Genomic DNA, 7,770 nt, shown 5'->3' on the forward strand with positions numbered 1-7,770 from the left:
AAGGAGGAATGACCCATATGAAAGCTCAGGTAGAGGATGGATGTGTGGCCTGCGGAGCCTGTGTGGCCGCATGCCCTGAGGTGTTCCGGTTTAATGACGACGGAGAAGCGGAAGCGTATGCGGAGGTGGCGCCGGAATATGAATATGCGGCTGAGGAGGCCAGGGATGCCTGCCCGGTATCTGTGATCAGCCTGGAAGGATAAACTGTAAAGAAGATGTAAAAGGATGGGAAAAAATTTTCCATCCTTTTTTCTTGACAAATGAACCGGAAAGCAGTACGATTGTACCAACATAATAATACAAATTGATTTCAAGATTAAGAGGAGAGAGCTATGATTGAGATCAGACAACTGACAAAGGTATTTAAGCTGAGCAAAAAACAGATGGCAGAGGCCAAGACAAAAAATCCCAGGAAGACGGCGGTAGACCACCTGGACCTGACAGCCAAAGAAGGAGAAATCTATGGACTTCTGGGACCGAACGGGGCCGGGAAGACGACAACGCTCCGCTGTATTTCCACGCTGATCCGGCCCACCGGGGGAGAAATCTATGTCAATGGACATGAGGTGCGCAAAGAGCCGGAAGAGGTGCGTAACTGTATCGGATTTCTGACCAGCGATATTAAGCTGGACGACCAGTTTGACGTGGATTACATGTTCCGTTTCTTCGGACGTCTTCACCGGGTGCCGGAACAGGAGATCGAAAGAAGAAGAAAAGAACTGTTTACATATTTTGGAATCCAGGAGTTTGCAGGGAAAAAGATCAAGGAGCTTTCTACAGGAATGAAACAGAAGGCTGCCATTGCAGTCAGTCTGGTACACGATCCGGATATCATTATATTTGATGAACCTACCAACGGACTGGATATCATTACTGCCAGGTGTGTGACTGACTATCTGAAAAAGCTGCGCGACGAGGGAAAGCTGGTGATCGTTTCTACCCATATCATGTCAGAAGCGGAAAAGCTGTGTGACCGGATCGGCATTATCATCGATGGCTCCAAGGTGGCGGAAGGTACACTTGAAGAGCTGCTGACTCAGACCAATGCCTCGGATCTGGAGGACGCATTTTTTGAGTTTTACAAGGACAGAAAGGGGGAGGCATAAGTATGAGCGGGATCAGACAGATATTTGGAAAAGAACTGGCAAGGATTTTCAGGGATAAAAAAATGATCTTTTCCGTATTCCTGTTGCCGGTGATCATCATGATTGCTATTTTGTCGATCATTAATGTGCTTGCTTCCAACATGGAGAACAATATTGAATCTCACATATCAAATGTATATATGATGAATGAGCCAGAATCCTTTCGGCAGATTCTGGAGAATTCCGGAGTGAAGTGTAATATTACGGCCATTGACACGGATGCGCAGATGGAGGATGCAAAAGCTGAGATTTTAAGCGGGGATGCGGATTTGATCGTGGAATTTCCGGAAAATCTTGAGCAGGCAGTAGCTGGTTATCAGGAAGGAGATCAGATCCCACAGATCAAGACTTATCAGAACCCGTCAGAGGAGTATTCCACCCAGGCGGCAGACAATCTGACGCAGGTGCTGGAAACTTACCGCCAGACGCTTTTGTCCCAGCGGGTAGGCGATATGGAGAGCCTGGTAGTTTTCCAGGTCAACGCAGACAATGACGAGATGTATATTCAGGATGAGGAGAAGGCAAGCGGCAGAGCCATCGGCATGATGCTCCCGTATTTCATCACCATCCTTTTGTTTGCAGGAGCCATGGGGATCGGTACGGATATGATCGCCGGAGAAAAGGAAAGGGGAACGATGGCAAGCCTGCTGGTTTCTCCGATCAAACGAAGCTCTATTGTATTAGGAAAAGTATTTTCCCTGATGGTGATTTCCGGACTTTCTTCGCTGATCTACGTGGCGGCCATGGTAGTCTGTGCGCCGATGATGATGGACAGCTTTGGAGGTGCGGGAGATCTGAATATCCAGCTTAGTATCCGTCAGATCCTGATGCTGGCCTTCCTGCTGGTGGCGATCTCATTCCTGTATTCCAGTATCATTGCACTTTTCTCGGTGTTTGCCAAATCGGTAAAAGAAGCCAGTACATATGTGATGCCGGCTTATATGTTGATCCTGGTGATCGGGCTTGTGACAATGTTTAATTTTGGAGAGACAGATTCGTCCAGCTATATGATACCTCTTTATAATACAGCACTTACGCTGCAGGGGATCCTGACTCAGGAGACAACTCTTGCACAGTATGCAGTAACTCTTGTAGAGACACTGGTGATCGGCGGAGTGCTGACAGGAGTCATCGTAAAAGCATTTGAAAGTGAAAAAGTGATGTCTGCATAACCAGACAAGAAGCGGCCGCATATACTAAAGCAACGGTATATGCGGCTTATTTTTGCGGAATGGTCAAAAGGAGCGTTCCGGCAGAACATAAGAGCTATGGCCATAAGGAAAGGCGGTGGCGGTATGCGGCTGTGTGAACTGGAGGAAAAAGAGGTGATCAATGCCTGCGACTGCAAGCGTCTCGGGTTTGTGGCAGACCTGATCATTGAGGAATGTACGGGCAGGATTGAGGCATTGATCGTGCCCAAAAGCGGTAAACTTTGCGGATTTTTCTGTGACGGGGAAGAGTATGTGATTCCCTATGCCTGTGTGAAAAAGATAGGACCGGATATTATCCTGGTAGAGATTCATGAAAGAAATGGAAAGCCGCGATAAAAAGTACAGGGACATGGCAAAAAGTAGTTTGACTTCTGTATGACGGGCAGATATACTAGTAATTATACAGATGCATATTGAATGGATTGTTTTGTCTGAGAAAGAAAGGAACGAATGCTAGAATGAAATGCCCATATTGTAATCATCCGGACACCAGAGTGATAGATTCCAGACCTGCCGATGACGGCTGCTCTATTCGCAGACGCCGTTCCTGCGATGTGTGCGGAAAGCGGTTTACAACCTATGAGAAAGTGGAGACGATTCCGCTGATCGTGATAAAAAAGGACTCAACCAGAGAGCAGTATCACCGTGATAAGATTGAAAGCGGTGTGCTCCGCGCATGCTACAAAAGGCCTGTGCCGACTGAGAAGATCCAGGCAGCCGTGGACCGCATTGAGACGAAGATCTTCAGTATGGAAGCAAAAGAGATTCCAAGCAGCAAGATCGGCGAGATTGTTATGGAAGAACTGAAAGGGCTGGATGAGGTGGCATATGTCAGATTTGCATCAGTATACAGGGAGTTTAAGGATGTAAATACCTTTATGGATGAGTTGAAGAAGATTTTGGAATAAACGATCGAAGATTGGGTGAGATATAGAAGATGAGAACATACAAATTGACCATTTCTTATGATGGCAGCAGATATCAGGGGTGGCAGCGTCAGGCAACGACTGACAATACCATCCAGTTTGTGCTGGAATGGAGCATTGGGAAGCTGGTAGGCTATCGGGTACACGTGGACGGCGCGGGGCGGACGGATGCCGGCGTTCATGCCAGAGGCCAGGTGGCGTCTGTGAAATTGTCCAAGCTGTATGACACGAAAGAACTTAAAGATTCCCTGAACCGGTATCTGCCGGAGGATATCCGTATCGTAAAGGCAGAATTGGTAAAGAACGGGTTCCATGCCAGAAAGAGTGCAAAGGGAAAGAAGTACGAATATTATATTGACTGCCGCGAAAAGCCGGATGTGTTTTCCAGACGGCACTGCTATCACTATCCGGTGAAGCTGGATATAGAAGCTATGCGGAATGCGGCTGATTATCTGATCGGACCAAAGAACTTTACCAGCTTTACGGATGACAAAGACTGTAAAGATCCGGTGCGCCGGGTGACAAACATCAAGATCGTCCGGAATGGAGAAAAAGTCCGCATTACCTATTATGGAACCGGATTTTTGTATCATATGGTCAGGATCATGACGGGGACGCTTCTGGAAGTGGGAGCCGGGAAGAGGGACGGCTCCATGCTGCCGGTCGTGATAGCGGCAGAGGACAGAAGCCTGGCAGGATTTCTGGCGCCGGCCAGAGGCCTGTTCCTGAGGAAGGTATATTATTAGGAATACAGAACCTTAGATATTGATGGAGGACGCTGAATCATGAAGTTTGTTTCGTGGAATGTAAACGGGATCCGGGCCTGCGTGCAGAAAGGGTTCCAGGACGTATTTAAAGAGCTGGATGCTGATATTTTCTGTATCCAGGAGTCCAAAATGCAGGAAGGGCAGCTGGATCTTGAGACGCCGGGATATTACCAGTACTGGAATTATGCCGAAAGGAAGGGGTATTCCGGAACCGCCATTTTTACGAAGAAGGAACCGCTCCAGGTGTCCTATGGCATGGGGATCGAGGAGCACGACAAAGAGGGCCGCGTGATCACACTGGAATTTGAGGATATTTATTTTGTGACTGTTTATACGCCGAATTCGCAGAGTGAGCTGGCAAGACTTTCCTATCGGATGGAATGGGAAGATGCGTTCCTTGCATATCTGAAGAAGCTGGAGGAGAAAAAGCCAGTAGTCTTCTGCGGGGATTTAAACGTGGCGCATAAGGAAATTGATCTGAAGAATCCGAAGACTAACCGGAAAAACGCCGGGTTTACCGACGAAGAGAGGGCGAAGTTTACCCAGCTTCTGGATGCCGGGTTTATTGATACGTTCCGCTATTTTTATCCGGAGGCAGAGGGGATTTATTCCTGGTGGTCCTATCGTTTCCGTGCAAGGGAGAAAAATGCGGGGTGGCGCATTGATTATTTCTGTGTGTCCCAGTGCCTGAAAGACCGCCTGGTAGATGCAAAGATTTTGACAGATATTTATGGATCGGATCATTGTCCGGTTCTGTTAGAGATGAAAGAGGAGGCCTAGAAAAGCCTCCTTTTCTGCTATAGTTTTTTAGGGGCAGCAGATGTTTGCGGTGGGACGGAAGTGCTTTTAATCCGCGGCTTTGCAGGGGGTTACAGAAATCCGCCATCCATGCGGATGATCTGTCCGGTGAGGTATGTGGGCGACAGGGCGATTTCGTAGATCAGCCGGGCGGCCTCTTCGGGAGAGGCGAAGCGTCCCATAGGAATCTCTTCTTCCAGGGCAAGGCGTTCATCCTCTGATAACTGGCTGTTCATGGCAGTGTCAATGACTCCGAATGAGACGGCATTGACTGGGATACCGCTTGGGGCAAGCTCTTTAGCCAGTGATTTTGTCAGGCCGTCCACGCCGGCCTTGGAGGCGGAGTAGGCTGCCTCACAGGAGGCGCCGGAGGTCCCCCACATAGAGGAAATATTGATGATCCGCCCGGACTGTCGGGAGACCATATGGGGGATAGCGGCCCGGCAGCAGTAAAAGACGGAAGAAAGATTGGTGTGGATGATCCGGTCCCAATCTTCGTCCGACATATCCATAAGAAGTCCGATGTGGGCGATGCCTGCATTATTGATCAGGATGTCCACGCCTTCGCACACCTGGGAGATCTTTTGAAAGATATCTCTTACGCAGGAGGGATCGCCTACGTCGCCGGGAACAATGTGGCAGTCTGTGTGGCAGGTTTCCTGGATTGTGCATTGTAGCTCTTTTAAAGCATCTACAGAATTTCGGCAGTTTAGAAATACCCGGAAGCCGCGGGAGGCGAAAAGAAGGGCGGTGCTTTTGCCAATGCCTCTGGAAGCTCCGGTGATCAGTACGGTTTGTTTTTGCATATAGATACTCCTTTTTTGTTCATGACGGTGAAATCTGGCGCGCTGTTATCCCGGGTATGTGTACGGGACAGCGGTACTAGTAAGATTATACCCCGGAATTATTGCGAAGAAAAGATTCAAGTGATATGATTTAAATAGATTGGCAGCGTCAGCCTGCATAATCGAAGAAAGAGGTGCAGTATGATCGATAAAGCGATCGAGTTTGCAACGAAAGCCCATGAGGGGCAGTTACGTAAGGGGACCAGCAGGCCCTATATCGTCCATCCTATTGAGGTGGGAGATATTGTATCGACTATGACCAGAGACGAGGAAGTGATCAGTGCGGCGATTCTTCATGATACCATTGAGGATTGCGAGGGGATTTCCCAGAGGATCCTGGCCCAGACGTTTTCCGAGCGGGTGGCGTCTATGGTGGCGCAGGAAAGTGAGGATAAGTCCCGTACCTGGATGGAGCGGAAGCGGGCGACCATTGAGCACTTGCGGACGGCGTCCCGGGAGGTGCAGATGATCGGCCTTGCGGACAAGCTGTCCAACATGCGGGATATTGACAGGGACTATCCGATCGTGGGAGAGGAGCTGTGGAACCGGTTCCGGATGAAGGATAAAAATACGATCGGGTGGTACTATAAGGGGGTCAGGGACGCGCTGCAGGAAGGATTTTGCGGAGTTGCGGCGTATGAAGAATACTGCAGGCTGATTGAGAAAAATTTTGGGTAGAAGGACGAAGGCAGAAATGATTATCAGTGCGAGCAGGCGGACGGATCTCCCGGCCAGATACCCGGAGTGGTTTATGAACCGTTTAAGGGCAGGGGAAGTTCTGGTGCCGAATCCCTATAACCGGAAAAAGGTAAGCCGTATCGTATTATCACCGGATACGGTGGACTGTATTGTGTTCTGGAGTAAGAATCCGGAACCGATGCGTCCTTTTTTGCGGGAGATCGACGAGATGGGATATCGGTACTATTTTCAGATGACGATTACGGATTATGGGCAGGATCTGGAACCGGAAGTTCCCGAGATGGCAGAGGCTATGGCAACGTTTCTCCTGATGAGTGAGGAACTGGGGAAGGAGCGGATGGACTGGAGATTTGATCCGATACTTCTGACAAAAAAATATTCAAAGTCCTATCATCTGGAGAAATTCGAGATGATGTGTGAATGGCTGCATGACGCTACGACCCGGTGTATAGTAAGTTTTGTGGATGCTTATCGGGGAAGCCCTTTTGGCGAGCTGGAGGCAGAGGACATTGAGGATCTTGCATCGGGACTTGGAAGGATTGCGGGCAAATATAAGCTTCCGCTTTACAGCTGTGCGGAAAAGTTGGATCTGAAGCGGTACGGGATCCGCCACGGGGCCTGTATAGATAAAGATAAGATTCATCAGATCGCGGGATACAAGCTGGATGTGAAGAAAGACGCAGGACAAAGGAGAGAATGCTGCTGCGTGGAGAGTATCGATATCGGGGCTTATGACACCTGTACCGGAGGCTGTAAATATTGCTATGCGGTGCACAGCCTGGAAAGCGCAAAGAAAAAAATTCAGCAGCACGACCCGCAATCGCCGCTGCTGATCGGGGATCTGCGGGGAGACGAGGTGGTCACGGATAAAGAGATGCACTCCCTTCGGGACAACCAGATTTCATTATTCGATCTGCCAGAGATGATATAATTAAATGGGGACGGGGGATTTTCAGAAATCCCCCGTCCCCATTTGCAATTATCCCCATTTTCATATACAATAGAAAAAAGATGTGGAAAATAATGTGGATAGAGGCGAGAGAGAAGGCAATGGCAGCATGAGTGAAATAAGGAAACGGATGATATTCCATGGCCGGGTCCAGGGAGTTGGTTTTCGTTATACAGCAAAGTATCTTGCCCGGTCGCTGGGCCTGACCGGATGGGTGGAAAACGAATATGACGGGACGGTGATTCTGGAAGTCCAGGGCAGAGAGGCATTGATCTATAAGCTGATGGAAGGGTTGAATCGCAATCAGTTCATCACAATAGACTGGATTGATACAGAAGAAATCCCGGTGGAAAAAGAACAGAGTTTCTATGTAAAATAGTGTGGATAGATGTGGGAAATGTGGAAAAAGTTTCATTGGGGACGGGGGATT

Annotated in this window: 11 protein-coding genes; 10 read left to right on the forward strand and 1 reads right to left on the reverse strand. The window is 48.8% G+C overall.

The window, feature by feature from the left end; translation table 11 throughout:
• Positions 1 to 17 precede the first annotated feature (17 nt).
• From BKD12_RS05755 to xth, 7 genes are all read left to right on the forward strand, one after another.
• On the forward strand, positions 18 to 203 hold the full coding sequence (locus BKD12_RS05755) for a ferredoxin (RefSeq protein ID WP_070088361.1): 186 nt from the start codon (positions 18 to 20) through the stop codon (positions 201 to 203).
• A gap of 129 nt (positions 204 to 332) precedes the next feature.
• Positions 333 to 1,106 (forward strand): ABC transporter ATP-binding protein, encoded by a 774-nt coding sequence (locus BKD12_RS05760; RefSeq protein ID WP_070088362.1) that lies wholly within the window; start codon positions 333 to 335, stop codon positions 1,104 to 1,106.
• A 2-nt stretch (positions 1,107 to 1,108) separates the two neighbouring features.
• Positions 1,109 to 2,317: an ABC transporter permease subunit gene (locus tag BKD12_RS05765; protein WP_070088363.1), complete on the forward strand. Its 1,209-nt coding sequence runs from the start codon at positions 1,109 to 1,111 to the stop codon at positions 2,315 to 2,317.
• 123 nt (positions 2,318 to 2,440) lie between these two features.
• Positions 2,441 to 2,692: a YlmC/YmxH family sporulation protein gene (locus BKD12_RS05770; RefSeq protein ID WP_070088377.1), complete on the forward strand. Its 252-nt coding sequence runs from the start codon at positions 2,441 to 2,443 to the stop codon at positions 2,690 to 2,692.
• Positions 2,693 to 2,814: 122 nt separating this feature from the next.
• On the forward strand, positions 2,815 to 3,264 hold the full coding sequence (gene nrdR / locus BKD12_RS05775) for a transcriptional regulator NrdR (protein WP_070088364.1): 450 nt from the start codon (positions 2,815 to 2,817) through the stop codon (positions 3,262 to 3,264).
• Between the two features lie 29 nt (positions 3,265 to 3,293).
• Positions 3,294 to 4,028, forward strand: coding sequence for a tRNA pseudouridine(38-40) synthase TruA (gene truA / locus BKD12_RS05780; RefSeq protein WP_070088365.1), 735 nt, complete (start codon positions 3,294 to 3,296; stop codon positions 4,026 to 4,028).
• A gap of 39 nt (positions 4,029 to 4,067) precedes the next feature.
• Positions 4,068 to 4,829 carry an exodeoxyribonuclease III gene (gene xth, locus BKD12_RS05785; protein WP_070088366.1) on the forward strand — a complete coding sequence of 254 codons (762 nt, stop codon included), beginning with the start codon at positions 4,068 to 4,070 and terminating at the stop codon, positions 4,827 to 4,829.
• Positions 4,830 to 4,918: 89 nt separating this feature from the next.
• Here xth and fabG read toward each other — a convergent pair whose 3' ends face one another.
• The gene (gene fabG / locus BKD12_RS05790) at positions 4,919 to 5,653 is read right to left on the reverse strand and encodes a 3-oxoacyl-ACP reductase FabG (RefSeq protein WP_070088367.1); all 735 of its coding nucleotides are present in this window, start codon (positions 5,651 to 5,653) and stop codon (positions 4,919 to 4,921) included.
• Between the two features lie 180 nt (positions 5,654 to 5,833).
• Between fabG and BKD12_RS05795 the strand changes: the two genes are divergently transcribed.
• The 3 genes from BKD12_RS05795 (at position 5,834) to BKD12_RS05805 (ending at position 7,719) form a co-directional block, all read left to right on the forward strand.
• Positions 5,834 to 6,370: an HD domain-containing protein gene (locus tag BKD12_RS05795; protein ID WP_070088368.1), complete on the forward strand. Its 537-nt coding sequence runs from the start codon at positions 5,834 to 5,836 to the stop codon at positions 6,368 to 6,370.
• Between the two features lie 16 nt (positions 6,371 to 6,386).
• Complete coding sequence (locus tag BKD12_RS05800) at positions 6,387 to 7,322, forward strand: DUF1848 domain-containing protein (RefSeq protein ID WP_070088369.1); 936 nt, start codon at positions 6,387 to 6,389, stop codon at positions 7,320 to 7,322.
• Positions 7,323 to 7,449: 127 nt separating this feature from the next.
• The gene (locus BKD12_RS05805; RefSeq protein WP_070088370.1) at positions 7,450 to 7,719 is read left to right on the forward strand and encodes an acylphosphatase; all 270 of its coding nucleotides are present in this window, start codon (positions 7,450 to 7,452) and stop codon (positions 7,717 to 7,719) included.
• Positions 7,720 to 7,770 lie beyond the last annotated feature (51 nt).

Origin of the sequence: Merdimonas faecis (assembly GCF_001754075.1) — a bacterium.
GTDB classification, from domain to species: domain Bacteria; phylum Bacillota; class Clostridia; order Lachnospirales; family Lachnospiraceae; genus Merdimonas; species Merdimonas faecis.

What these genes read in the sequence shown, in the direction of transcription:
- BKD12_RS05755 (WP_070088361.1), top strand. Translation starts at nt 18, where the DNA reads ATGAAAGCTCAGGTAGAGGATGGATGTGTGGCCTGCGGAGCCTGTGTG.
- BKD12_RS05760 (WP_070088362.1), top strand. Translation starts at nt 333, where the DNA reads ATGATTGAGATCAGACAACTGACAAAGGTATTTAAGCTGAGCAAAAAA.
- BKD12_RS05765 (WP_070088363.1), top strand. Translation starts at nt 1,109, where the DNA reads ATGAGCGGGATCAGACAGATATTTGGAAAAGAACTGGCAAGGATTTTC.
- BKD12_RS05770 (WP_070088377.1), top strand. Translation starts at nt 2,441, where the DNA reads ATGCGGCTGTGTGAACTGGAGGAAAAAGAGGTGATCAATGCCTGCGAC.
- nrdR (WP_070088364.1), top strand. Translation starts at nt 2,815, where the DNA reads ATGAAATGCCCATATTGTAATCATCCGGACACCAGAGTGATAGATTCC.
- truA (WP_070088365.1), top strand. Translation starts at nt 3,294, where the DNA reads ATGAGAACATACAAATTGACCATTTCTTATGATGGCAGCAGATATCAG.
- xth (WP_070088366.1), top strand. Translation starts at nt 4,068, where the DNA reads ATGAAGTTTGTTTCGTGGAATGTAAACGGGATCCGGGCCTGCGTGCAG.
- fabG (WP_070088367.1), bottom strand. Translation starts at nt 5,653, where the DNA reads ATGCAAAAACAAACCGTACTGATCACCGGAGCTTCCAGAGGCATTGGC.
- BKD12_RS05795 (WP_070088368.1), top strand. Translation starts at nt 5,834, where the DNA reads ATGATCGATAAAGCGATCGAGTTTGCAACGAAAGCCCATGAGGGGCAG.
- BKD12_RS05800 (WP_070088369.1), top strand. Translation starts at nt 6,387, where the DNA reads ATGATTATCAGTGCGAGCAGGCGGACGGATCTCCCGGCCAGATACCCG.
- BKD12_RS05805 (WP_070088370.1), top strand. Translation starts at nt 7,450, where the DNA reads ATGAGTGAAATAAGGAAACGGATGATATTCCATGGCCGGGTCCAGGGA.